This window comes from Streptomyces sp. NPDC020597, from assembly GCF_044335095.1.
GTDB lineage: Bacteria > Actinomycetota > Actinomycetes > Streptomycetales > Streptomycetaceae > Streptomyces.
In genome coordinates, this window is the sequence record NZ_JBIRUL010000002.1 from 268192 (window position 1) to 292405 (window position 24214).

At 72.0% G+C, this 24214-nt stretch carries 18 protein-coding genes and 1 pseudogene; 11 read left to right on the forward strand and 8 right to left on the reverse strand.

Features of this window, described 5'->3' with window-relative positions; all coding sequences use genetic code 11:
- Positions 1 to 19: 19 nt before the first annotated feature.
- Positions 20 to 1264 carry a D-arabinono-1,4-lactone oxidase gene (locus tag ACH4ZA_RS04835; RefSeq protein ID WP_398428027.1) on the reverse strand — a complete coding sequence of 415 codons (1245 nt, stop codon included), beginning with the start codon at positions 1262 to 1264 and terminating at the stop codon, positions 20 to 22.
- A gap of 149 nt (positions 1265 to 1413) precedes the next feature.
- Between ACH4ZA_RS04835 and ACH4ZA_RS04840 the strand changes: the two genes are divergently transcribed.
- The 5 genes from ACH4ZA_RS04840 (at position 1414) to ACH4ZA_RS04860 (ending at position 8729) form a co-directional block, all read left to right on the forward strand.
- Positions 1414 to 2733: a radical SAM protein gene (locus ACH4ZA_RS04840; RefSeq protein WP_398428028.1), complete on the forward strand. Its 1320-nt coding sequence runs from the start codon at positions 1414 to 1416 to the stop codon at positions 2731 to 2733.
- 247 nt (positions 2734 to 2980) lie between these two features.
- Positions 2981 to 4462: a cellulose binding domain-containing protein gene (locus ACH4ZA_RS04845; RefSeq protein WP_398428029.1), complete on the forward strand. Its 1482-nt coding sequence runs from the start codon at positions 2981 to 2983 to the stop codon at positions 4460 to 4462.
- A gap of 663 nt (positions 4463 to 5125) precedes the next feature.
- Positions 5126 to 6238, forward strand: coding sequence for a ribosome small subunit-dependent GTPase A (rsgA, locus tag ACH4ZA_RS04850; protein WP_398428030.1), 1113 nt, complete (start codon positions 5126 to 5128; stop codon positions 6236 to 6238).
- A 242-nt stretch (positions 6239 to 6480) separates the two neighbouring features.
- Positions 6481 to 7902, forward strand: a complete 1422-nt coding sequence (locus tag ACH4ZA_RS04855) for a DNA-3-methyladenine glycosylase 2 family protein (protein ID WP_398428031.1) — start codon at positions 6481 to 6483, stop codon at positions 7900 to 7902.
- Positions 7903 to 8255: 353 nt separating this feature from the next.
- Positions 8256 to 8729, forward strand: a complete 474-nt coding sequence (locus tag ACH4ZA_RS04860) for a methylated-DNA--[protein]-cysteine S-methyltransferase (RefSeq protein ID WP_398428032.1) — start codon at positions 8256 to 8258, stop codon at positions 8727 to 8729.
- A 329-nt stretch (positions 8730 to 9058) separates the two neighbouring features.
- On the opposite strand, the gene ACH4ZA_RS04865 is transcribed toward ACH4ZA_RS04860, so the two are convergent.
- The 3 genes from ACH4ZA_RS04865 to ACH4ZA_RS04875 all read right to left on the reverse strand — a co-directional run bounded on the left by ACH4ZA_RS04865 (position 9059) and on the right by ACH4ZA_RS04875 (position 11477).
- A complete protein-coding gene (locus tag ACH4ZA_RS04865) occupies positions 9059 to 9541 on the reverse strand; it encodes a DUF456 domain-containing protein (protein WP_398428033.1) in 483 nt (160 codons plus the stop codon).
- A 67-nt stretch (positions 9542 to 9608) separates the two neighbouring features.
- The gene (locus ACH4ZA_RS04870) at positions 9609 to 10592 is read right to left on the reverse strand and encodes a helix-turn-helix domain-containing protein (RefSeq protein WP_398428035.1); all 984 of its coding nucleotides are present in this window, start codon (positions 10590 to 10592) and stop codon (positions 9609 to 9611) included.
- A 702-nt stretch (positions 10593 to 11294) separates the two neighbouring features.
- The gene (locus ACH4ZA_RS04875; protein WP_398428037.1) at positions 11295 to 11477 is read right to left on the reverse strand and encodes a hypothetical protein; all 183 of its coding nucleotides are present in this window, start codon (positions 11475 to 11477) and stop codon (positions 11295 to 11297) included.
- 600 nt (positions 11478 to 12077) lie between these two features.
- Here ACH4ZA_RS04875 and ACH4ZA_RS04880 point away from each other — a divergent pair.
- Both ACH4ZA_RS04880 and ACH4ZA_RS04885 read left to right on the forward strand, forming a co-directional pair.
- Positions 12078 to 13619: a protein phosphatase 2C domain-containing protein gene (locus ACH4ZA_RS04880; RefSeq protein WP_398428243.1), complete on the forward strand. Its 1542-nt coding sequence runs from the start codon at positions 12078 to 12080 to the stop codon at positions 13617 to 13619.
- 62 nt (positions 13620 to 13681) lie between these two features.
- On the forward strand, positions 13682 to 15424 hold the full coding sequence (locus tag ACH4ZA_RS04885) for a pyruvate dehydrogenase (RefSeq protein ID WP_398428038.1): 1743 nt from the start codon (positions 13682 to 13684) through the stop codon (positions 15422 to 15424).
- Positions 15425 to 15571: 147 nt separating this feature from the next.
- Here the strand turns inward: ACH4ZA_RS04885 and ACH4ZA_RS04890 are convergent, their stop codons facing one another.
- Entirely contained in the window at positions 15572 to 16552 is a 981-nt protein-coding gene (locus ACH4ZA_RS04890) for a hypothetical protein (protein ID WP_398428244.1), read from the reverse strand.
- Positions 16553 to 16864: 312 nt separating this feature from the next.
- Positions 16865 to 17029, reverse strand: a pseudogene (locus ACH4ZA_RS04895) (helix-turn-helix domain-containing protein); the annotation flags it as partial.
- Between the two features lie 340 nt (positions 17030 to 17369).
- Between ACH4ZA_RS04895 and ACH4ZA_RS04900 the strand changes: the two are divergent.
- From ACH4ZA_RS04900 to ACH4ZA_RS04910, 3 genes are all read left to right on the forward strand, one after another.
- Positions 17370 to 18002, forward strand: coding sequence for a hypothetical protein (locus ACH4ZA_RS04900; RefSeq protein WP_398428040.1), 633 nt, complete (start codon positions 17370 to 17372; stop codon positions 18000 to 18002).
- A 364-nt stretch (positions 18003 to 18366) separates the two neighbouring features.
- The gene (locus ACH4ZA_RS04905) at positions 18367 to 18888 is read left to right on the forward strand and encodes a hypothetical protein (protein ID WP_398428041.1); all 522 of its coding nucleotides are present in this window, start codon (positions 18367 to 18369) and stop codon (positions 18886 to 18888) included.
- A 1091-nt stretch (positions 18889 to 19979) separates the two neighbouring features.
- Entirely contained in the window at positions 19980 to 20462 is a 483-nt protein-coding gene (locus ACH4ZA_RS04910) for an ATP-binding protein (protein ID WP_398428042.1), read from the forward strand.
- A 214-nt stretch (positions 20463 to 20676) separates the two neighbouring features.
- Here the strand turns inward: ACH4ZA_RS04910 and ACH4ZA_RS04915 are convergent, their stop codons facing one another.
- Both ACH4ZA_RS04915 and ACH4ZA_RS04920 read right to left on the reverse strand, forming a co-directional pair.
- The gene (locus tag ACH4ZA_RS04915; protein WP_398428043.1) at positions 20677 to 21744 is read right to left on the reverse strand and encodes a DUF2637 domain-containing protein; all 1068 of its coding nucleotides are present in this window, start codon (positions 21742 to 21744) and stop codon (positions 20677 to 20679) included.
- 323 nt (positions 21745 to 22067) lie between these two features.
- Positions 22068 to 22916: a (2Fe-2S)-binding protein gene (locus ACH4ZA_RS04920; protein WP_398428045.1), complete on the reverse strand. Its 849-nt coding sequence runs from the start codon at positions 22914 to 22916 to the stop codon at positions 22068 to 22070.
- 155 nt (positions 22917 to 23071) lie between these two features.
- Here ACH4ZA_RS04920 and ACH4ZA_RS04925 point away from each other — a divergent pair, with 155 nt between their 5' ends.
- Entirely contained in the window at positions 23072 to 24055 is a 984-nt protein-coding gene (locus ACH4ZA_RS04925; protein ID WP_398428245.1) for a GntR family transcriptional regulator, read from the forward strand.
- Positions 24056 to 24214: the final 159 nt, after the last annotated feature.

The following is a 24214-nucleotide window of genomic DNA, read 5'->3' on the forward strand; positions in this document are numbered from 1 at the left end:
CGCCGGTAACAGCGTGACATCAGTTTCCCAGGACGTCCCGTACGAAGTCGTTGGCGAACTTCCCGGCCGGATCCAGCTCGCGTGCCAGAGCCTTGAAGTCGTCCATCCGTGGGTAGCGCCCGCGCAGCGCCGCGGCGGGAGTCTCGAACACCTTGCCCCAGTGAGGGCGGGGCTCGAACGGCTCGAGCGCCGCTTCCACCGCGCGCACGACGGGGAGCACGGACGTCGTGTCCTCGATCCAGGTGAAGTGGAGGGCCACGGTGTCCCGCCCGTAGGAGGGGCTCAGCCACTGCTCGTCGGCGGCCACCGTCCGCACTTCGCAGATCTGCAGGACGGGGGAGACCGTCCGCCGGATCCCGTCGATCGCCCGCAGCGCCTCCACGGCGTGCCGGCGCGGCAGCAGGTACTCGCTCTGCAGCTCGTTCCCGCTGCTCGGGGTGAACTCCGCCCTGAAGTGCGGCAGCCGCTCGTGCCAGGGCCCCGGCACGCCCAGCTGTTCGGTGCAGTTGACGGCCGGCATCCCCGGCACCGGGTGCAGGGGACGCTCTGCCGGGGCGGCCCACGGGAAGTCGGCGAGCGGTTCGTCCGTGCGCCGCTTCAGCCACACCTGCCGGAACCCGGGCACGTCCCAGTCGGTGAACAGACTGACGCTGTACGCGGCCCCGGCCACCGTCTCGAAGTCCAGCCCTTCCAGCGGGAGTTCGGTGAACAGATGCTGTTCGACGCGGAAGGCGGGCTCCAGGTCGAGGACCAGCGAGGTCACCACGCCGAGGGCGCCCAGCGAGGTGACGGCCCCGCCGAACCGCTCGTCGCCGCGCCCGAGGACGACGGTGGAGCCGTCCGCGGTGACGATCTCCACCTCCCGCACCGACGAGGCGAGCGAGCCGTTGCCCACCCCCGAGCCGTGCGTGCCGGTCGCCACGGACCCGGCGACCGAGATGTGCGGCAGGGAGGCCATGTTCGCCAGCGCGAGGCCGTGCTCGTGGACGCGGCGCGCCAGCTCGGCGTACCGCACTCCGCCCCCGACCCGCACGGTCCGCGCCGCCGTGTCCACCTCGACGTCGCCGGTCAGGGAGTCCAGCAACAGCAGCACTCCGTCGCCGCCGGGCTCGGCGATCCGGTTGAACGAGTGCCCGCTGCCCAGCACCCGCACCCGTCCGGACGCCGCGACGAGCGACCGGAGCGCGTCGAGCGAGTGCGGACGGTGCAGCTCCTTGGCGGCGAAGGTGATGTTGCCGGCCCAGTTCGCAACGGTTTCGGTCATACGACTTTCGCCCCTTCGGAGGAGATCGAGAACCCGGAATTCCCCAGGTGGAACCTACCCTGCCCGCAACACGGGCCCCCCGCCCCCGCCTCCGCGCCGGCCTGGGCATACCGTGAGGAGTCGTACGCCTGAGCCGGGAGGAGAGACGGATGGGCAGCCGTACCGCGCTGGTCGAGGATCTGATGGAGCGGTTTCCGCATGTTCCGCGGGAGGCCGTCTTCAAGGAGGACCTGCTGCGCGGAGGCGTGGCCTTCGACCCCTCGGCGCTCAGCGACAACGAGTCGGGCGAGGTCAAGCCGAAGTCCTACTTCATCTTCTCCTTCGACCACGGCACCCTGCCCGAGCTCGGCGAGGCCGCGCTGCGTCGCCCGCCGGAGGAGATCATCCTCACCGGAGGCCCGTACGACCTGCGGCGCACGGTCGTCTCGGTCCGGGTGAACCCGTCCTCGCCCTACCGCGTCGCCGCGGACGGCGAAGGGCTGCTCGGGCTCTACCTCGACGGCCGTCGCATCGCCGACGTCGGGGCGCCGCCGATGCCGGAGTACTACCGGCACAAACTCTCCAGCGGGAAGTCCGTCATGGAGGTCGCGCCCACCATCCAGTGGGGCTATCTCATCTATCTGACCGTTTTCCGGGTGTGTCAGTACTTCGGCGCCAAGGAGGAGTGCCAGTACTGCGACATCAACCACAACTGGCGTCAGCACAAGGCGGCCGGCCGCCCCTACACGGGCGTCAAGGACGTCGACGAGGTCCTCGAGGCACTGGAGATCATCGACCGCTACGACACCCAGAAGACCTCCACCGCCTACACGCTCACCGGCGGCGCCATCACCAAGACCGTCGGCGGGCGCGACGAGGCCGACTTCTACGGCCGCTACGCCAAGGCCATCGAGGAGCGCTTCCCGGGCCGCTGGATCGGCAAGGTCGTCGCCCAGGCGCTGCCCCGCGACGACGTCCAGCGCTTCAAGGACTACGGGGTGCAGATCTACCACCCCAACTACGAGGTGTGGGACCGCCGTCTGTTCGAGCTGTACTGCCCGGGCAAGGAACGCTACGTCGGCCGCGACGAGTGGCACCGGCGGATCCTCGACTCGGCGGACGTCTTCGGCGCGCGCAACGTCATCCCCAACTTCGTCGCGGGGGTCGAGATGGCCGAGCCGTTCGGCTTCACGACCGTCGACGAGGCCATCGCCTCCACGACCGAGGGGCTGCGCTTCTTCATGTCGCACGGCATCACGCCCCGCTTCACCACCTGGTGCCCGGAGCCCACGACGCCGCTCGGCAAGGCCAACCCGCAGGGCGCGCCGCTGGAGTACCACATCCGGTTGCTGCAGGCCTACCGTGCCGCCATGGACGAGTTCGGGCTCTCGTCGCCTCCCGGCTACGGCCCGCCCGGACCCGGCCGCGCCGTCTTCTCCGTGAGTTCCTTCATGGACAGTCTTCCGGCTCAGGACGCGGCGACCGTATAGTCCGCGCAGCCGATGGAGAAAAAACACCGCTCGGCGTTGAACACACGGCCGCCCGCGTCCGTACCACTGACCGGAGTGACGGGCGCGGCCGCCTTCTTCTCCCTGTCCTACTGTCTTCACATGACATCTGAACAGGGCGCTTGTCAGTTGTGTCGGTAACGTGAAAAGCTCTGCCCCTGCCGCGAGGTTCCCCCCAACTCCATTGCCGTCATGGTGAGTTGACCTTGCTTGTGGATGCAGGAGACCCATGCCCGACCTGCCGACCCCGAAGGACGCCGCTGAGGCCGCACTGTTCTCCGAGTGCTGGGACGCCGTCCTGTCGTACGCGGACCTGTGCACGTCCGGCTCGACCGCGGCGAACCAACTGGCCCGTGAGGCGTTCGCACTCGGCATACGCGAGGCCCGCGCCGCCGAGTCCGGCACCGCGCGAGGCGCCGGCCGCCGCTCGTCCAGGCTGCCCAGGATCCCCCTGCTGCTGACCGCCGTGCGCGCCACGGCGGCCGCCTGGGAGGCCCAGGGCCAGGGCCACAAACTCGACCCCGACCTGCGCCTGTGGCTCAACTCCGACAAGGCCGCACGGTACGTCGGGCCGCCGCTGAGCCGTCCCATCGCCCTGCGCGGCCTGCGCGACATGCAAGAGCCCGACGCCGCGCTGCTGTGGCTGGCGGAGGTGGAGGCGCTGCCGCTGCAGGCCGTCGTCCGCCGCCAGGGCCTGGACCAGTCCGGCGCGGTGGAAGAGCTCAACGAGGTTCGCGGTCTGTTTCGAGACCGCTGTCACCGCAACCATCTCGACACCCCGATGGACGCGGAGTGCCGCAGCTACGTGCGGCTCCTGGACGCCGTCACCCGCTCACCCGCCGCCGACACGCCGCCCGACCTCTCCCGGCACCTCGCCACCTGCGTGGAATGCGCGGAGGCCGCGGCCTGTCTGCGGTTGCACGGCGGAGGACTGCCCGCCGCCCTCGCCCAGGGCGTGATCGGCTGGGGCGGCCTCGCCTACCTGGAACGCCGCCGACGCGCCGCCGAAGTGCGCCTCGGCGGCGGCCCGGCCGCGCCGGACCCCGAGGGAGCGGCCGCCCGGGCCGCCGCGAACAAGGCACGGGTGCGGCGCAACGGACTTCTCGTCACCGCCGTCCTCGTCTCCGGGCTCGCGCTCGCCGTGTCGATGATGCCCGGCGACAGCGGCGGCGACAGCATCGTCAAGGCAGGCCCTACGGACAGCACGCCGGTCGCCGGTCCGGGTGCGCGGGTGCCGTCCGCCGCGCCCGCCAGCTCGGCGGCGCCGTCCTCGTCCGGCCCGAAGGCCTCGGCCAGCGCCTCGCCGACGAAGGGGAAGGACGACGACGCCAAGCCCGACCCCGAGCCGCAGGGCACCTCCTCGGCCACTGCCGGAGCGGGGGGCGACGCGGGAGACCCGGCGTGCGAGGTCCAGTACGACCTGGTCAACCAGTGGCCGGACGGATTCCAGGCCACCGTCACCGTCACCACGGCCCATGCCCTCGACGCCTGGCAGGTGGCCTGGTCCTTCCGCGACGGTCAGCGGGTCGACCAGATGTGGGACGCGAGCCTCGCCCAGGACGGCTCCCGCGTCACCGCCACCGCGGCCGACTACAACCGGACGGTCGGGGCGAACGGCACCCTCACCTTCGGGTTCCTCGCCTCGTGGAAGGGGAAGAACACCGCGCCGTACGCGTTCGCCCTCAACGGGCAGGAGTGCGCGGGGAAGTGAGCGCAGGCGGCCGGCGCGCAGGCGCCGGCCGCGGCTGCGGTGACCGTGCCGACTGCCGGGCGCGCCGGTCGGTCGCTGGGGGTGACCGTGCCGGCTGCGGAGTGACGGGTGAGCGCGGCCGGGGGGCCACCCGGTCGCAGGGCGGCGGCTGGACTCCGCGCCCTGCCGGGGCCGGTGGGACGGGAGCCGGACGGCCGACGGGGCGACCGCGGGCGCGGCGCCCGTGGAAGGCCGCCGAAAAAATGAGTGGCTCCGGCCCGGGGGCGTCCCTATCCTGAGTGAGCCTTGCGCGCGGCCGGCCGCCGCCGCTGCCCCACGGACATGAAACGGAGGTGTGACCCATGACTGTCGCCTCGAAGGACGCTGCCCGCAGCGACCAGACGATCGTTCACACCACCTCCGTGGTCTCCGGCTGACATCCTTCCGCTCCGCTTCGCGCGGGTAAGCGTTTTCGCAACGCGGACACGGCCGGGACCGTCCTGTGAAGGGTTTTCCTTGTCTTTCCCCGTTTCTCCGGCTTCCTCCGCATCTGCGTCCGGCTCCGGCTCCGGCTCCGAGGTGTCCCCTACGTCGACTTCCGCACATCCGGGTTCCGCACCCGCGGCCTCTTCTGCGGTGACCGGTTCTTCGGAATCTGTTTCTTCCTTGCCGGCGGTTTCCGTTGTGACAGCGGTTGCACCGCATCCGCTCGCCCCGTACGGCTGGGACGAGGACTGGGCGGCCGCGTTCGCTCCGCACGCCGCACAGGGGCTCCTGCCGGGCCGTGTCGTACGCGTCGACCGCGGTCTGTGCGACGTCGTCACCGAGGCCGGCGTCGTCCGAGCCGACACCGAGTTCGTCGTTCCTCACGACCCGATGAAGGTCGTGTGCACGGGGGACTGGGCCGCCGTCGATCCCGAGGGCAGGGATCCGCGGTATGTCCGCACGCTCCTGCCGCGCCGTACCGCCTTCGTGCGCTCCACCTCCTCCAAGCGGTCCGAGGGGCAGATCCTCGCCGCCAACGTCGACCACGCCGTCGTCGCGATGTCGCTCGCCGTCGAGCTCGACCTCGGCCGGATCGAACGCTTCCTGGCGCTGGCCTGGGAGTCGGGCGCGCAGCCCGTCGTCGTGCTCACCAAAGCCGACCTGGTGCCCGACCCGGTAGCGCTGTCCCACCTCGTCGAGGACGTCACGGCCGGCGCTCCCGGAGTGCCCGTGCTCACCGTGTGCGCCCGCGCGGGCGAGGGCGTCGAGGAGCTGGCCGACCTCCTGGGGCACGGCACCTCCGTGCTGCTCGGGGCGTCCGGAGCGGGCAAGTCGACGCTCGCGAACGCTCTGGTGGGCGCCGACGTGATGGGCGTTCAGGCCATTCGTGACCAGGACGGCAAGGGGCGGCACACCACCACGACCCGCAACCTGCTGCCGCTGCCCGGCGGGGGCGTCCTCATCGACACGCCCGGTCTGCGCGGCGTCGGCCTCTTCGACGCCGGCACCGGGGTCGGCCGCGTCTTCTCGGAGATCGAGGAGTTCGCACGGGGCTGCCGCTTCCACGACTGTGCGCACGAGTCCGAGCCGGGGTGCGCGGTGCGGGCGGCCGTCGACGACGGGGAACTCTCCCAACGGCGGCTGGAGAGTTACCGCAAACTCGTCCGTGAGAACCAGTGGATCGTCGCCAAGTCCGACGCCCGGCTGCGCGCCGACTTCCGGCACGACTGGAAGCGCAGGCAGGCCGAGGGCCGGGCGGCCGCGGATGCCAAACGCGGCCGCGGTCCGTGGCGTCCGGCTCCCCCTCGGTGACGGCGCGCTTGGAGGCGCCGGACGTCCGGCCTTCGGTGGGGGCGACGGCAGGACGATGCCGGACGTGAGGGCTGGCGGTAACGGGATTTCCATGGCCGAAACAGGTTTCCCGTCTCGGTGCGAGACGTCTGTCCGCGTCGGCCGACCAGCCGACCGGTGACTGTTTCCGCCGTTTCCTGTCCTCCAGTGCCACGTCCGATTTCCGCTAGCAGGGTCGCCGTCAGGGGCGAAGACTGGGACCCATGACGGACCAGGAAAACCGTTACGAGGCGGTTCGCAGCAGGGACGCCCGGTTCGACGGCGAGTTCTTCTTCGCCGTCGAGACCACCGGCATCTACTGCCGGCCCAGCTGCCCCGCCGTGACGCCGAAACGCCGTAACGTGCGTTTCTTCGCGACGGCCGCCGCCGCGCAGGGCTCCGGCTTCCGGGCCTGCCGGCGGTGCCGGCCGGACGCCGTCCCGGGATCGGCGGACTGGAACGTGCGTGCCGACGTCGTCGGCCGGGCCATGCGGCTGATCGGTGACGGAGTCGTCGACCGGGAAGGAGTCACCGGGCTCGCCGCACGGCTCGGCTACAGCGCACGTCAGATCCAGCGTCAGCTCACCGCCGAACTGGGCGCGGGACCGGTCGCCCTCGCCCGGGCGCAGCGCGCACACACCGCGCGGATCCTGCTGCAGACGACCGGCCTGCCGATCACCGAGATCGCCTTCGCGTCCGGCTTCGCCAGTGTGCGCCAGTTCAACGACACCGTTCGGGCCGTGTACGCGTCCACTCCGACCGAACTGCGGGCCGCGGGGCGCACGACCGGTCACGGCATCGACCCGTCCGCCGCCACCCCTTCCGCCGGGATTCCGCTGCGGCTCGCCCACCGCGGGCCGTACCACTCCGCCGCCGTGTTCGACCTGCTGCACCGGCAGGCGGTGGCCGGGGTGGAGGAGGTGAGCGGCCCGGCGGGCCGCCGCACGTACCGCCGTACGCTGCGGCTGCCGTACGGCACCGGGATCGCCGCCTTGAACGAGCGGTCGGGCGGGCTCGCGGGAGGCGCGGGAAACCCCGGCCGGGCGTCGGCCGTGCACCCCGGCGGCTGGCTCGACGCGCGGCTGCACCTCACCGACCTCCGCGATCTCACCACCGCCGTACAGCGGCTGCGGCGGCTGTTCGATCTGGACGCCGACCCCTACGCCGTCGACGAGCGGCTGGGCGCGGATCCACGACTCGCCCCGCTGGTCGCCGCGCGGCCCGGGCTGCGTGCGCCGGGAGCGGCGGACCCGGAGGAGTACGCGATGCGGGCCCTCGTGGGACGAACGGAGTCCGAAAGACTCGCACACGCTTACGGCAAAGTTCTCGACGCACCCTGCGGATCCCTCACCCGACTCTTTCCCGAGCCCGCCGTCGTGGCGGAGGCCGAGCCCGGAGGCCGTCTGGGCGCGCTCGCCGCCGCCCTCGCCCACGGCACCGTACGCCTCGACGCCGGCGCGGACCGGGACGACGTGCAGCAAGCGCTGTCCGCCCTTCCCGGCCTGGAGGTGGGCACGGTCGCGGAGATCCGGGCCCGTGCCCTCGGCGACCCCGACGTGGCACCACCCGCTGTGGAGGCGCCCGACACCTGGCGCCCCTGGCGCACGTACGCCGTGCACCACCTGCGCGCCGCGGAGGAACGATGACCCGTTCGACCGTCTCGGCCGAACCGACATACTCGACGGAGCCGACGTACCCGATGGAACCGACCCACCCGATGAATCCGTCGCCCTCGCTGTTTCCGGCGAGAACCGGACGCCTCCGGCAAACCACAGAAACCTCAGAAACCGTAGAGACCGTGGAAAACATGGAATCGGCAGAAACTGCAGAAAACGTAGAAACCGCCAACGATGTCGAGAATGCACGAAACGCAGAAAGCGTAGAAACCGTGCGGCCGGCAGGGCGGTCAAATCGGGTGAATGGGGCAGGCCGGGCAGGCCGGGCAGGACGGGCAGGCCGACCGGGCTCGACGACGAACGGTCCGACGTACTGGGCGCGGGTGGAGAGCCCGCTCGGCTCCCTGTTGCTCACCGCGGACGCCGACGGCGCGCTGACCAGCCTCTCCGTGCCCGGGCAGAAGGGCGGACGAACCGTCCAGGAGGACTGGCGGAACGACCGCGGGCCCTTCCGTTCGGCCGAGGAACAGCTTGCCGCCTACTTCGCCGCGGAGCTGACGGAGTTCCGGCTGCCGCTGCGCGCTGAGGGCACCGCGTTCCGCGAGCGCGTGTGGGCCGCGCTCGACTCCGTCCCGTACGGCGCGATCACGACATACGGCGATGTCGCCGCCCGGCTCGGTGCGTCGCGGATGGCTGTACGGGCCGTCGGAGGGGCAGTCGGGGCGAACCCGCTGCTCATCGTGCGCCCGTGCCACCGGGTCATCGGCGCCGACGGCTCCCTGACCGGCTACGCCGGAGGCCTCGACCGCAAGGTGCGCTTGCTGACGCTGGAGCGTTCGCTCCCGGCGCGGCTCTGACCCCCTGGGGTCTGCCGGTTGACGCCGCCGAGGGGTGACGACCGGGTCGTGCCCGCCGGGTCGTGTCCGCCGTGCCGGCGTCGCGAGTCCGCCCGTCCAGGCCGGCGAAGCGAGGTCGCGCCCTCGGTGCGGTCCGCAGGGCTGTTGCGCAGCAACTGCGGGGGCGTCGAGCCCAGGACCGTCCGAGGTCTCGCGTCGGACGGCGCGCTGCGACAGCGTGGTCCGCACGGTGCGCTGCGCACAGCGTGGTCCGCACGGTGCGGTTCGCGCGGCGTGGTCCGCACGGTGCGGCCTTGTGGACCGCGTGGCGCGGGCACCGGGCCGGGGCGTCAACCCCACAGCACCGCGCCCAACCATGCGCCCATGATCAGCAGGCAGGTGAACAGTTCCACGAGGACGCTGGAGCCGCCCGAGCGCATCGCTCGGCGCAGGGCGGCCCGCGCTTCGCCGTGACGGCCCAGGCGAAGGCGTTCGGAGAGATAGATGCCGCCGATGAAGCCCGGGACGGCACCGAGCACGGGGATCAGGAAGAAGCCGAGGAACGCGCCGAGTCCGGCGTACACCGCCATCCGGGGGGTCGCGCCGCTCTCGCGCAGCCGACGCGGAGGCAGGGACCAGCGCACCACCTGAGACACGAAGAGGGCCACCGTGGCGCCCACCAGCACGGCCCAGGCCACCGGCTGCGGATCCTCCAGCGCCCACCACCAGATCGCGGCCCACACCAGCCACGACCCCGGCACGCCGGGCACCAGCACTCCGCACAGGCCGAGCAGAACAACCAGTCCGACCAGCAGGAGTTCCCACACTCCCATCTGCCCAGAGTGCCCGAGGCCGAAAGAACGCGCAGGTCAAGAGGTGGTGCGGGGAGCGTTGCCGCGGTCAGCGCTCGCGGGTCACCCAGCCGCGCTCGTAGGCGTGCCAGCCCAGCTGCAGCCGCGTCGACGCCCCGGTCAGCTCCATCAGCCCCTTCACACGGCGTTGCACCGTCCGCAGTCCCAGGTCGAGCTGCTTGGCCACGCTGGCATCGGTCATCCCGGCGAGCAGCAGGGAGAGGATCTCCAGGTCGGCGGCGTCGGGACCGTCCGGCGCCTGCTCGGCGACACCGAGCGCACCGCAGCGCAGCGGCAACGCGACCTGCCACACCGACTCGAACAGGCCGGACAGCAGCTCGAGCAGCCCGCTGGCGTGGACCACCAGTGCGGCGGGCTCGGCCGAACCGGCGTTCAACGGCACGAGCGCGAGCGAACGATCGGCGACGACCAGTTTCGTCGGCACCTCGTCCACCACCCGCACCTGCTCGTCCCGGTCCAGCGCCGCGGTCACCTCCGTCATGCCGTTGGGCTGGTCGAGCACGGCCCGCTCCAGGACGACGCGGTAGCGCACCCCGCGGGCGGTGGCCTGTTTCTCCGCGTCGTTCTCACTGCCGGGCACGGCCACCGTGGTGCCGGTGACCAGGGCGCACACCTCGTGGCTCGCCCCCAGCTGGATCTGCAGGAAGCGCTGGGCGACGGCGGCTGCGCCCGTCACCACCTCGACCAGATCGTGCGCCGCCGGCTCGGTCGAGGTCGCCCGGTACTCCTCGGCGAGCTGCGCCGCCGTCAGCTCGGCCTTCTCCAGTTCGTGACGCTGCTGGGTGAGCAGGGCGCCCAGGGCGACGCCCGGGGGAGCGGCGACCCAGCGTCCGGGACGGCCCGAGGACTGGGCGGCCAGGCCGTGCCGCTCCAGCCTGCGCAGTGCGCGTTCGGTGTCGTGCTCGCCGAGGGTCAGTCGGCGTGCGAGGTGGGGTACGTCGGCCGCGCCGACGGACACCAGCTCCCGGTATGCCGACTCGTGCGTCTCGTCGAGCCCTATCGCTCTCAGCATCAGGTGCCGGCCCTCCCTCTCGTTTCCCGCGTTTCTTGAGTGTTTCTGGCGGTCTCTGTGCGATGCGCGCCCCCGTGAGTGGCGGGAAACGGCCACGGCGTAAACCCGCCGTCGTACATCATCGCCGTACCGTCGGTCACTCTGCCAAGGTGTGGGCGACGGCGGAATCCCGTGATCATCCACTGAATCCACAGAGGAGTTCCGGAAACGCCGTGCAGACCCGGAACGGCCGGTCGTCGAACCGTGCTCCGAGGTCTCCGACAAGCGTGATCCGGACTCTTGACGCGCGCAGGGGCGCACAGGGGATACGAGCCCGGGTCACCCATGTCGCCGGACGGTTCTCCCGTGGGGGGTGGAACCGTCCGGCGACTTCTGCCCCCATCGGTCGCACTGGTGTGCAGAGCTTCGCCCGGCGTGCCGGTCGACTCGATCGGCCGGGACGGATTTTGCGGATGCCCCGTTTTCCTACGGCCCGCGCGGTGGACAATCGGGGGCATGAGTCAGCAGGGGGGAAGGCCCACCGGTCACGAGGACGACTGGTGGGGGCAGCTGTACGACGACGCCACCGAGGACACCGGACCCGCACCCGCCGCCGACTCCCTGGACGACCGTTTCGCCTCGGCTGCGGGAGCGGTGCGCTCCGCGGGCGCGGCGGAGGGGGCGGACAGGGGAGAGGGCGGGGGCACGGGCGGCGGAGGCTCCTCAGGCGGTGAGGGCGCCGCTCGCGGCGCCGGTCGTCCGGGCGATACGGGAGACGCGGGCGAGGGGAGCCGTACGGGCGGTGCCGGCCGTGCGGCGGACGGCGCGGACGCGGTGTACAGCGCGGACGCGGTGTACGGCGGCGGGTACGGGAGCGCGCACGGAGCCGGGCCCGGGAAGGTGCACGGGGCCGGGCCTGGCGGCGGGTTCTCGTCCGGGTCCCGCAGTGTGAGCCCCGTGCCGGCTCCGCGTGACGGACGCAGTGGCCCCGGTGGGGGAGTCGACTGGTGGACGTCGCCGGATGACGGCGGAACGGCGGGAACGCCGTCGGCAACCGGTTCCCCGGTGCCGCCGCCGCGAGGTCGACCTGTCGCCCGGCCCGTTGCGGAGTCTCTTTCCGACCCGCGGGCCGACCTGGTCCCTGAGCAGCCAGATGGACAAGCGGGTTCTCCGCCTGGTGCGAGTCCCGTTTCTGAGCACGGTTGCGAACCGGTTTCCCACCCGGGTGCCGACCCAGCCGACGAATCCGTTGCCGAAACCACTTCCGGACCCGGCGCCCCACCCGATTCAGGGCAGGCGGCCGTGCGAGGCGGTGCCGAGGGGGACGAAGGCGGTACAGGCCGCGATCCGCGGAAGCTGCCGGGGCGGGGAACCGCTGTCGAAACAGGTCCGGCCGTCGACAACGCGGAAAGGCCTTTCGACCCGCGTACGGCACCCGGAGCGACCTCATTCCATGCGGAAACGGTTGCCGACGCAGCTGCAGCCCCTGGTGGGGAAACTGCCCAGATCGTTTCGGAAGCCGCTTCCCCTGGTCGGCACCGGGCTCCCTGGGAACCGCCGTCCGACGTCCCGCCCCGTCCCTCGAACCTTCCGTCCGGCCCGCTGCCGCCGGGATTCGCCGAGCGGCCATCCCCAGGGCACGGACCCTCCGTGACCGGCGCTCCCACGTCGCCGGACACGGCGTCCGCCGAGGCCGGACCCCCGACGCCGGTCCCGCCGCCTGCGCCCGCCACCCCGCCGCCGCCCACCGGCCCGGCACCGGCCTCCACCGCCGAACCGCTCGGCGCACGCGGCGCCCCCGCGCCGCCCACGGTGCCGCCCCGTCCCGCACACGTCCCGCCGCCTCCGACCGCCCCGACCGTCCACGCCGACGGCACGGCAGCGCCCCCGGCGGTCAGCGACCCGCCGGCTGCCTCAGGTGCCCAGAGCACCCCGGCCACGCCCTCCTCGCAGGCGCTGCCGACACCCGAGCGCGCACCCGGCGTCGACGGCGCCCCCCGATCCCGAGCCGATTTCGGGCCCGAACCCGGTCATCCGCCCACCGTTCCCGCACTCCCCGACATGCCTCCTCCACCCCCCGTCGCCCTCAAGGACTACGTCGGTTCCGGGCCGCCCACGTACGACTCCGAGCCCACCGCTCTGCCGCCCGCCGATCCGGACGAACTGGACGATCTGGTCGCCGACACCGTCCTGGACGGGGCCCACTACGGGACCTGCACGTTGCGGGCGGTGTCCGTGCGGGGGGATTCGGCGCGCTATCGGGGGGAGCCGCGCCGCGACTTTCTTCTCACCGCCCGCTTCGGCACGGGTGATCATGCGCTGATCCTCGTCGCGATGGCGACCGGCGCGAGGGCGACGCCGGGAGCGCACCGGGCGGCCGCCGAGGCGTGTCAGTGGATCGGTCGGGCGGTGGGCCGCAGTCACGTCCGGCTGGCGGAGGACATCCGCGCGGCCCGGCGCGGCGACCTGAAGTCGGGCCTGCACCGCCTCACCGACCGCAGTCTCGGCCGGCTCCGGGCCAGCGCCGCAGAACAGGGGCTGGCCCCGGAGGAGTACGCGGCGACACTGCGCTGCCTCCTCCTGCCCGCCGACCCCGAATGCCGTACGCGCGTGTTCTTCGGCGTCGGCGGCGGCGGACTGTTCCGGCTGCGCGGCGGTGTGTGGCGGGACATCGAGCCACGGGTCGGCGAGGTCGCAGGCGAGCCCGTCGTCGGGTTCGGTTCACCGCCGGCCGAGACGCCCGAGGGCGACCGGCTCACCATGGACCTCGGCGTCGCGACGCCCCCGAGTCCGTACGACCCGGCCCCCGAGCCGCCTCGGGAGCCGTTCCGCTTCCGTGCCTCGGTAGCCCGTCCGGGTGACACGCTCCTGATGTGCACCGCGGGCTTCGCCGACCCCCTGCGCGGTGAGCCGGACCTGTCCGCCCACCTGACGGGACGCTGGTCGGGCCCCACTCCGCCCGGTCTGGCGGCCTTCCTCGCCGACATCCAGGTGAGGGTGAAGGGCTACGCCGACGACCGGACCGCGGCGGCCGTCTGGGAGGCGTGAGCGGGACGCCGAGGCCACTGTGGAGGGGAGAGCCCGGCAGTGACGGAAGGGTGCGTCCATCCATGGCCAAGCAGAACGTCGCCGAGCAGTTCGTGGACATCCTCGCCCGTGCGGGCGTGCGACGCCTCTACGGCGTGGTGGGCGACAGCCTCAACCCTGTGGTGGACGCGGTGCGCCGCAACCGTGCCGTCGAGTGGGTCCACGTCCGCCACGAGGAGACGGCTGCGTTCGCCGCCGGCGCGGAAGCGCAGATCACCGGAAGGCTCGCCGCGTGCGCGGGCTCCTGCGGGCCCGGCAACCTCCACCTCGTCAACGGTCTCTACGACGCTCACCGCTCGATGGCGCCCGTCCTCGCCCTCGCCTCCCACATCCCCTCCAGCGAGATCGGCCTCGGCTACTTCCAGGAAACGCACCCGGACCAGTTGTTCCGCGAATGCAGCCACTACAGCGAGATGATCTCCAGTCCGAAACAGATGCCGCGTCTGTTGCACACCGCTGTTCAGCACGCGGTCGGCCGCAGTGGCGTCAGTGTGGTGTCGCTTCCGGGCGACATCGCCGATCAGCCCGCACCCGAGAAGGCCGTCGAAACCGCTCTCGTCACATCCCGGCCCACCGTCCGGCCCGGCGATGCCGAGATCGACGCGCTCGTCGAGATGATCGACGCCGCCGACAAGGTGACCCTCTTCTGCGGAAGCGGCACGGCCGGCGCGCACGCCGAGGTCATGGAGTTCGCCGGAAAGATCAAGTCCCCGGTGGGGCACGCCCTGCGCGGCAAGGAATGGATCCAGTACGACAACCCGTACGACGTCGGCATGAGCGGCCTCCTCGGCTACGGCGCCGCATACGAGGCCACGCACGAGTGCGACCTGCTGATCCTGCTCGGAACCGATTTCCCGTACAACGCCTTTCTCCCCGACGACGTGAAGATCGCTCAGGTCGACGTACGGCCCGAACATCTCGGCCGCCGCTCCAGACTGGACCTGGCGGTGTGGGGCGACGTACGCGAGACGCTGCGCTGCCTCATTCCGCGCGTTCGGGCCAAGGAGAGCCGGCGTTTCCTCGACCGGATGCTGAAGAAACATGCCGATGCGCTGGAGGGGGTGGTGAAGGCGTACACACGGAAAGTGGAGAAGCACGTTCCCATCCACCCGGAGTACGTCGCCGCCGTCCTCGACGAAATGGCTGCCGATGACGCCGTGTTCACGGTCGACACGGGCATGTGCAACGTGTGGGCAGCGCGTTACCTCACGCCCAACGGCCGCCGTCGGGTCATCGGCTCCTTCACCCACGGCTCGATGGCGAACGCCCTGCCGATGGCGATCGGCGCACAGTTCACCGACCGCCGCCGCCAGGTGGTCGCGATGTCCGGGGACGGTGGCTTCTCCATGCTCATGGGCGACTTCCTGACCCTCGTCCAGTACGACCTGCCGGTGAAGATCGTCCTCTTCAACAACTCCTCACTCGGGATGGTGGAGTTGGAGATGCTGGTCGCCGGTCTGCCCTCGTACGGAACCACCAACAAGAACCCCGACTTCGCGTCCGTGGCACGCGCCTGCGGAGCTCACGGCGTGCGGGTCGAGAAGCCCAAACAGCTGGCCGGAGCCCTGCGGGACGCCTTCCGGCACAAGGGTCCGGCCCTCGTCGACGTCGTCACCGACCCCAACGCCCTGTCCATCCCGCCGAAGATCAGCGCCGACATGGTGACCGGGTTCGCCCTGTCCGCCTCGAAGATCGTCCTCGACGGCGGAGTGGGCCGGATGCTGCAGATGGCCCGCTCCAACCTGCGCAACGTGCCGCGTCTCTGACGGCGCACCCGGGCGGGGCGGCGAGCCGCCGGCGCGTGGGCGGCGCCGCCCACCGCGTTCCGTAGGGTCACGCGGTCCGTCGGGCCGTCGGTCCGCCGGTCCCCTCCGGCGGTGCTCTCGATGCTCACGGCGACGCCGCCGACAGGGTCAGTCGGTCGCCGGGACCCATCGGCGCTCGCCCTCGTCCGAGCCGTACCAGTAGCGGGGCAGCCCCTTGATGCCGCTCGTGCGGAACGGGCGGCCGTGGTCGTCGACGCGCACCGTGCCGGTGCGGCCCTGGGAGGACCAGTCCAGCTCGAGGTACCAGTTGCAGTCGCAGTTCTCGGTCCGCGCCGTGACGAGCAGCACCTCCGGGTCCTTGTCCGACACGCGGTAGGGCAGGCTCACCGCGGGGATCGGCGTGCCCGCGTCGTTGCCGGCGACCGAGTGCGCCACGGGACGGTCCTTGTCCAGGTCGACCGCGAAGAAACGCTTGCTGAGCGAGCCGCCGCAACCCTGGTCCATGGCGTACACCGTGCCCGGCGCGGGTGCGGCACGACCGACCACCCGTACGCGCAGCGCCGTCAGCACGACCGCCGTGGAGCTGCGGCCCTGCACCGAGATCTCCACGTTGGTCTCCCGCCCGTGCACCGCGCCCTGGGCCGTCGCCCACGGTCCGGCGTCCTGTTCCGTCGGAGGCGGGGGAACCTGCGCGGTCGGCTTGTCGATGACGTAGTCATGACCGCAGCCGAGCGCCCAGACCTGGGAGTCGGCCGTCCAGGCGAGCGGCACCCCGGTGTCCGCGGGCGCCTTCCTGCCGCCGGTCTGGGCTGCGCCGTGTGACGGAAGGGGGCTGCCGGACGCGGAGACGGGCGAGATCGCGGCGGGCGTCGGCGAAGCGGAGGAAGAGGCAGTGGGAGTGGGGGACCGGTGGGGATCGGCCGCCCCGGTCGGCGTGACGGAGGCCGGCGCGGTGGAGCGGGCCGCATCGACGGAACCCGGGTGGCGACCGCCGTCCGGCAGCGCGGAGAGCGTGCCCAAAGTGGCGAGAAGCGCACAGACGACGCCGACGAGGACCGTGGCACGCCGATTGCGGTACCAGCGGCGGGAGGACGCTTGCTGCTCGCGCTGCTTTCGGATCTGCACCACGGGGGAAGCCGGGGCAACCGGTTGCGATCGGGTTTCCGCGCTTCCCGCTGCGCCTGCTGCTTCCGCGTTTTTCCTCGCTGTGCCTCGGCCGAGGGTTTCCGCTGTTTCCCGAGGCGTCTGGGGTGTCCGGTTTCCCGGCTGTACGTCGGTTGACCCAGCGTCCGGAGTTGCCGGCGTTTCCCTTGATTCCGCTTCCACCCCCGTGCTCCGGGGCCGCTGTCGTGCCGCCACCGCTCGCAGCCACCGCCGGTGCAGTTCGAGGCGTTCCTCCTGCGTCGCCCCGCAGAACTCCGCGAGCCGCTCGACGGGAGCGAAATCCTGTGGAACCGCTTCCCCCGCGCAGTAGCGGTGCAGAGTCGACGTGTTCATGCCCAGCCGGCGGGCGAGGGAGCCGTAGCTGCGCTCCGTGCGCTCCTTTAACTCTGTCAGGAGCGCCGCGAACGCGGTCACTTCGCCTGCACTGTCGTCGATCGACACTGTTCCCCCGTGCTCGTCCGGCCCGGGCGGTCATCCCAGGCACCCGTATACCTGCACGTCAGATGGGCTGGAATGGTTCCACCACAGCCGATCGGGCGAAGACCGTTGCGGTCGGCCGGGGAGACGGCCGATGCTCTTGGTGTCGCACCGACCAGGGCCGACCCGACCGGATCGGCCTCGCAGCGACACCGCACCAGCGTTTCACGACCGCGCATTCACGACCGCGCATTCCACTCAGGCATTCACCGATCGGCGTGCACACGATCCACGTACTCGTCGATCGTGCACTCGCCGAGTCACGGCACTCATCGATCCAGGCACTCACCCACGGGGGACATCCATGGCCAAGCGCACCCGAGCGAACATGCTCATCCGTCTTGCCGCAGTATCCGCGGCAGCCCTCGCCCTCGGCGGTGCGCTCGCCGCACCGGCGAGCGCAGCCGCACCGAAGCGGCCCGGCTTCCTCTCCGCCGCGAACCTTCCGCCGCACCCCAGCTCCACCTGGACGGCGGGCAGGATCACCGCCGGCGTCTCGCCCCAGGGCGAGCTGGACTTCTGCCTCGGCAGGGCGCTGGGCGACGGCCGCAACTCCTGGTACCGGGACTTCCGTACGGACCTCGACGCGAGTGCCCGTCAGGTCAGCGTCAGGCACGCCACGGTCAGCGCGGCGAAGAGCCGGTATGCGCGCATCAACCAGGACATCAAGTCCTGCCCCGTCCGTATCGAGCGGGCCGACCCCGAGGTCGAGGCAGCTCTCAAGGACTACGGGAAGCTGAACGTCGAGGAGGGCGCCCACGTCTACGGCCTGCACACCGAGACGTCCTGGGGCGCGACGGACATCCGCCTCATCTCCGTGGGCCGGGACGGCGCCACGGTCACGGTCGTGGACTGGGGCCAGATGGGCGACTTCGACGACGCCCCGGTGAAGGCCTTCAAGAAGACGACCGTCACGGCCGTCAACAAGCTGCACTGACCGCGGCACGTCACGTCACTGGGAGGAACGGCGAGGCACGGGACGGCGAGGCACGTCCCGCCCGCCACGCACGGCCCGAACTGCCGGTCCCGTGAGAGTCGGCGTCACATCACTGGCCACCGAGAATGCCGGGGCCGTCGCCGCTCCCGCCACGGGGGTCGGGAGCGGCGACGGCCCGGCACAACCACCGGCCACCAGGCACACCGCATCGTGCCGTCGGACAGACCACCCGATCAGCACGCGCAAGAACCATAGGGCAACTGAAAGACACAAAATTGGCAGGGCGCGCAAAACATCCAAGACGCGCACGTCATGCCGACATGCAAGACATATGAGACACGCGAGATATACGGGGATCATGAACATGGGCACCAAGACCGACAAGACCGTTCAGACCGTTGAGGCCGCCGCGGGAGTCAAGAGCTCGACCCGGCTGCGCGCCACGCGCCGCACGGCCGTCGCCGCCGGGCTTGCCCTGGCCCTCGGACTCGGAGTGACGGCACAGGCGTCCGCCGGCGGCTCGCGCATCGTCAGCGGGAAGCCGTCCGACAACATCACGCGCATCGCCGACTTCTACGGCGCCTACATCGACGCGGTGACCGACGAGGACGGCAAGCTCGCCGACGATCTCCGCAAGCACTACCTCACCCCCGCGTTCCAGAAGGAGTTGAAGGCCTGGGAGGTCGCGAACCACGCCAACGGAGTCCTCAGGGCGCAGAACGTCCCGCTCGCGTGGAAGGTCACCGACACCGGAACGGCGAACTACACGGAGGCTGTGGTCACGCTCACCTGGGGCGGCGGCGACACCACCAGGCTCATCGTCGACATGACCCGCGACAGTCGCAAGATCTTCCACATCGGCACGACGGGGGTCGAGGTCGGTTAGGGCCAGGCCCACGGCAACCCACCCGGGAGTTTGGGGACCCGTCAAGACCCACCGGGTTCAGGCCAACCTCGCGCCCGGCCTCAGCTGTCACTCGCCTTCCCCGACTACGGCCAGGTCGGCAGAGGTGTGTGGGCCCACATGCCGAGGGCCGGCGGTCAGCCGTCTCCGAGGCGCGTAGTCCTGATGCCGGAGAGGGCGGGTGGCGGGTGGCCGTACGGATGAACGGACGGGCCGGCGGGACACCGGTCGTGGGGGGGGGGGGGCGGGCCGGGGCGCCCCCCCCCCCCCCCCCCCGCCCCCCCGGGGGGGGGGGCCGCCGGGGGCCGGGCCGCGGCCGGGGGGGGGGGGGGGGGGGGGGGGGGTCGGGTTGTCGGGCGGGGCGGGGGGGACCGGGGGGGGGGGGGGGCGCCCCCGCGCGGCACCCCCCCCCCACCGCCGTTCAGTCCTCCTCGGCCGGAGAGCGCGGCGGGCCGTCGCCCGTTCCCGGGGCGGCGAGGACGGTTCAGCCGACATCGCACCGCATTCCGTAACCGCCTTCCCGTCAACCGCAGTGGCCTTTCCGGCAATCGGAGCCGACGCGTCGACCAGGTGCTTTGGCATACGACACCGCTTTCGAACCGTACGTCCGCCGACGTCCGTTCGAGGTCCGGGCCGCGGCGCGACAGGCTGTACCGGTCTTACGGTGCGTGTTCGTCCGGCATGTGCGGGTCCGGCGACGGTCCCCGCTCCATGGTTCGGCCCTGCGCGAGCACGGGGCCCGTCGGTGCGTGCGGCCGCGGTTTCTCGCAGGGCACGGCCGCGAGATGTCCGCCCCCGGGGACGGGTGGGATGCCCGGCCGGTGTTCCGGCGGGACGGACCGCCTCGTCGTTCCGGCCGTGGCGCGGGGAATCCTGCCGGAGCCCCCGTTCCGTCGCGCGAACATGGCCGAACACCTGGTCGTTGACAATTCGACATGACTGGCCCGTTGTCGATCGGGCATGGATCCCCGTGAACGTGTTCGAGCAGGAGGGGAACCGACATCGACACGCGGGCGGGGGTCATGGAAAGGCAGGCACGAGGAAGCGGTCCGGCAACGATCGCGGGCACCTCGATGACGAGAAGGACGAGAGGGGCGAGAGGGACGGGGGAGGCGGAGAGCACCGGAGAGACCGGCCAGGACTCTGTCGAGACCACGACGGAACCGGGCCGGGGATCGCAGCTCAGGCGCCGACTCGGACGGGCCGACCTGCGGGCGGTGCCCGAGGCGCGCCGGGCGGTGCGGGAGCTGCTTCGGGGCTGGGGCAAGCCCGGCCGTTCCGAGACCGCGGAACTGCTCACCAGCGAACTCGTCACCAACGCGCTCGTGCACACCGACGACGACGCGGTCCTGACGGCCACCGTGTCGCCGTCCGGCCTGCGCGTCGAGGTCCGGGACGGCGCGGCCGGCCGACCCCGCCCGGGTGCTCCGACGCCCGACGAGGGGACCCACGGGCGTGGGCTGATCCTGGTGGAGTCCCTCGCGGACACCTGGGGGGTACGGGCGCAGGGCGGGGGCAAGGTCGTCTGGTTCGAGCTGGCAGCCGGAGTCGCCTGAAACGTCGAGCCTCGAAGCGGGGACGGCCGTCCCGCAACAGCAGTAACAGCAGTAAGGCCAGAAGCGGCGCAACGGCGGAAACGGGGAACGTGAAACGGCAGGAATCGGCGCAGGGGTCGACGGGCTCAGGCGGCGTCGAGGCACCGGTCGTCCGGCACGGGAAGGGGGCGCGACCGTCGCGGTCGCGCCCCCTTCCCGGAAATCTGGCTGCCCGTCAGCCGAACTGCTGCTCCAGGTCCTTGAGCTTGCGCTCCAGGGAGTCCAGGCGCGGCAGGGCCATGGTGTCGTCCTCCGCGGTGAGGTCGACGGTGGCCGACGCCTCAGAACCGTGACGGACGGGCTGCAGGGAGGGCCGCGAGCGCAGGGGCAGCTGCTCCGCCGAGTTCGCTATTGCAGGCTCCGCGGCGACCCGCTCGGCCGTGGCCGGCTCCAGAGCCGCCGGGGCCTCGACCTGACGGCCGCCGCCACCGCCGCCACCGCGGCCGGGGAAGCGGCCGTGACCGCGGCTGATCGCCTTGAGCTGCGCCCGCTCGACCCGCTGCTGCTCACGGCGGCGCAGCTTGGTCTCCTCCTTGCGGGCCTTGTCCTCGCGGACCTCCTCGACGGCCTCGTCCAGGCTGCGCACGCCCTCGAGGAGCATCAGCGACCAGGCCCTGTACGTCTCACGGGGGGCGCGCACCCAGCGCACGACGCGGATCTGCGGCAGCGGGCGGGGCACCAGACCCTGCTCGCGCAGCGCGGCCCGGCGGGTCTGCTTCAGCGCACGGTCGAAGAGCACGGCCGCCGACAGGGACATGCCGGAGAAGAACTGCGGGGCTCCGTCGTGACCCAGGCCCCGGGGCGCGTGCACCCAGTTGAACCAGGCCGCGGCGCCGGCGAACGTCCACACGAGTATCCGGGAGCCGAGCGCCGCGTCACCGTGGCTGGCCTCGCGCACCGCGAGCACGGAGCAGAACATGGCGGCGCCGTCCAGGCCGAACGGAACCAGGTATTCCCAGCCGTTGGTGAGGCCGAGGTTCTGCTGGCCGAAGCCGACCAGTCCGTGGAAGGAGAGCGCCGCGGCGACAGCCGCACAGCAGAACAGAAGGACGTAGGAGGCGGTGCCGTATATGGCTTCCTTGCGCCTGCGGCGCTCCTCGGTACGCTCCCACGAATCGTCCGCGCTCGCGCTTGCCCCCGAGGAGCGCTTGCCGCGCGCGAGTACCGCAACCGCCGCCAGCATGCCCAGGAGCAGTACGGCGCCCGGAAGCAACCAGTTCAGCGATATGTCGGTCAGTCTCATCTGGGGTCCCTTGCATTGGGATAGGGCGTAACGCCCGCCATAGTGGCCCAATCCCGCCGTCCCTCAGGGGGTTTCGGGGCAAGAGGCCGCCAAGGAGGTGCAAGGGAATGCCCAGGGCGACGTTCTGCTCGAACTGCCGCTTGAGGGGCGGGAGTTGAGTTCGAATAAGACTACCCGTACGGGTGGTTCAACGGAAAGTTCCCGTGGCGAGTGAGAAAGTTGTGAATCGCTCGTAACCGTAGGGCGGTCTCGTCCGGGTGATCTTACGGGACGTCCCGCGGCGGCTCGTCGGCGGGGCATCCTCGCGGGCGTCTGAGGGGTGGTCAACCGGCTTCGGCAGCAGTGAGCTTGGTGACGCGGCCCGCGTCGCAGGTGCGCGGACAGGTGGCGCAGGTGTCCTCGGGGCGCACCGTGTGGAACGGGCAGCAGCTCGCCCGGTCGCGGGTCGGCACGGACGTGCCGCCCGGGCCGGTCAGATCGCGGAAGGCCGCAGAGCCGACGTAGGGGCGGGTGGCGCCCGGGAGCAGGAGTTCCAGTTCCCGTCTCGCCCGCTCGCGCTCGCCGGGACCGAGCAGCCGGGCGACATGCCAGAGGCCCTCGACGACCCCGTCCGTCAGCAGGCCCCACAGGGCACGGCCACGGCGCCGCGCGCGGGGCCCGAAGGCGGCGAGCACCGGCTCGTGGTGTTCGGCCAGCGCCGCTCGTACCTCGGTCCGCAGCGCCTCCTCGTCCGGCACGGCCCGGGCGCCCGGCAACGATGCCGCAGGGTCGCCGGGCAGGCAGGCGAAGGAAGCCGGTAGGCGGACGGCCATCCGCATGCCGCCGTCGGAGCGGTCGTACGAGACGTGCGTCACGGGGAGACGGGGCACCCGGCGGTGCAGGAACCAGGGGACGGTGATCAGCAGGCAGGCGGGCCAGGCGTACCGGTGCAGTCCGAAGGCCGCGATCACGTCCGGGCGGGCCCGGTGACCGTGGTCACGGACGACCTGTTCGTCGTCCCGGGCGAGAAAGGCGTCGAGCGCCGGTCCGCCCTCCGCCGGCTGTGCCGCGCGCACCCGGCCGGCGCCCTCGGGAAACGGTTCCGCGTGGCCGAGTTCCGTGACGGTCAGCTGTGGCAGCGCCTCCGTGAGGCGGGCGTAGGCCGCGGTCATGACCGACGAGGCCGGGGGCATGACGGACCACCGTTTCGAAAGCGATTTCAGGTAAGCCTAACCTAAATCACTGTCGTCGGGATTTGAACTGACGGCCACTGCGCCTAAGGTGCTTGACGGACGAGTAACAACCGCCCGCAATGACCGCAAGTACCGACAAGGCCGGAGGAGGCACCGTGGAGCACAGCGCGCAGGGCTCCACGGGAACGGGGAGACCGGTTTCGGCGCCGGGCGACGACCGTGCCCGGGTGCCGGTGCAGTCGCGGGCCGGGTCTGCGGGGCCTGCCGGATCCGGCAGGCCCGTCGGGTCTGCCGGGTCTGCCGGGTACGGCGACAGGGGAGAGCGGGAGCGGTGCGGTCCCGCGGGCGCGGCGCGCGGGGAACACACGCACGGCGAGGCCTCCGCCCCGGGTCCGGCCGCGGCCCCCGCGCCGGCGCCCGTTCCCGGGCCCGCCCCCGTCTCGGCTCCGGCGCCGGCCTTGGTTCCCGGCTCCGCCCGGCAGGAGCGGCCGCCGGAGCAGCGGCCCCGGCCGGTCGTCCAGCGCGCCTCGGTACGCGGCCAGATCCTCGACGCGCTGCGCACCGCGCTCGTGACGGGGGAGCTGCTGCCGGGCGAGGTCTACTCGGCGCCGGTGCTCGGCGAACGCTTCGGGGTGTCCGCGACGCCGGTGCGGGAGGCGATGCAGCAGCTCGCGCTGGAGGGCGCCGTCGAGGTGGTGCCGAACCGAGGCTTCAGGGTCATCGTGCGGGGAGCCCGTGAACTGGCCGAGCTGGCGGAGGTGCGGGCACTGCTCGAGGTGCCCGTGCTGACGCGGCTCGCCCGGACCGTGCCCGCCGAGCGGTGGGCCGAGCTGCGGCCCCTCGCGGAGGCCGGCGTGCGGGCGGCGGCCACCGGCTGCCGGGCGACGTACGCGGAGGCCGACCGCGTCTTCCACAGCGCGGTGCTCGCGCTGTCGGGCAACGAGCAGCTGGTCGGCATCGCCGAAGACCTGCACCGGCGGTCGCAGTGGCCGTTGGTCGGCGGGCCGACGGGGCGCGGCCGGGCCGCTCTCGTCGCGGACGCGGCCGACCACCTGGCGTTGCTCGAGGCGCTGGCGGCGGGGGAGCCGGATGCGGTGCAGACGTTGATGCGGAACCACTTCGCCGGTGCGGGCGGGTGACGAGCGGTTCGTTGTGAGACCGCTTTCCACCCTCAGGCTTTCCGCGCATTCTGTCCGCGTTTCTGTCCTTGTTTCCGGTCCGCCTTTCCGGCTTGCGCTTTCGCAACGTTTCCGGGTTCTGGAGCCGTTTCCGTCACCGCGCTGTGCGTTTCCGACCCG

Coding starts and splice junctions, on each gene's coding strand:
- ACH4ZA_RS04835 (WP_398428027.1), bottom strand. CDS start 1,264: ATGACCGAAACCGTTGCGAACTGGGCCGGCAACATCACCTTCGCCGCC.
- ACH4ZA_RS04840 (WP_398428028.1), top strand. CDS start 1,414: ATGGGCAGCCGTACCGCGCTGGTCGAGGATCTGATGGAGCGGTTTCCG.
- ACH4ZA_RS04845 (WP_398428029.1), top strand. CDS start 2,981: ATGCCCGACCTGCCGACCCCGAAGGACGCCGCTGAGGCCGCACTGTTC.
- ACH4ZA_RS04855 (WP_398428031.1), top strand. CDS start 6,481: ATGACGGACCAGGAAAACCGTTACGAGGCGGTTCGCAGCAGGGACGCC.
- ACH4ZA_RS04865 (WP_398428033.1), bottom strand. CDS start 9,541: ATGGGAGTGTGGGAACTCCTGCTGGTCGGACTGGTTGTTCTGCTCGGC.
- ACH4ZA_RS04870 (WP_398428035.1), bottom strand. CDS start 10,592: ATGCTGAGAGCGATAGGGCTCGACGAGACGCACGAGTCGGCATACCGG.
- ACH4ZA_RS04885 (WP_398428038.1), top strand. CDS start 13,682: ATGGCCAAGCAGAACGTCGCCGAGCAGTTCGTGGACATCCTCGCCCGT.
- ACH4ZA_RS04900 (WP_398428040.1), top strand. CDS start 17,370: ATGGCCAAGCGCACCCGAGCGAACATGCTCATCCGTCTTGCCGCAGTA.
- ACH4ZA_RS04905 (WP_398428041.1), top strand. CDS start 18,367: ATGGGCACCAAGACCGACAAGACCGTTCAGACCGTTGAGGCCGCCGCG.
- ACH4ZA_RS04910 (WP_398428042.1), top strand. CDS start 19,980: ATGACGAGAAGGACGAGAGGGGCGAGAGGGACGGGGGAGGCGGAGAGC.
- ACH4ZA_RS04915 (WP_398428043.1), bottom strand. CDS start 21,744: ATGAGACTGACCGACATATCGCTGAACTGGTTGCTTCCGGGCGCCGTA.
- ACH4ZA_RS04920 (WP_398428045.1), bottom strand. CDS start 22,916: ATGCCCCCGGCCTCGTCGGTCATGACCGCGGCCTACGCCCGCCTCACG.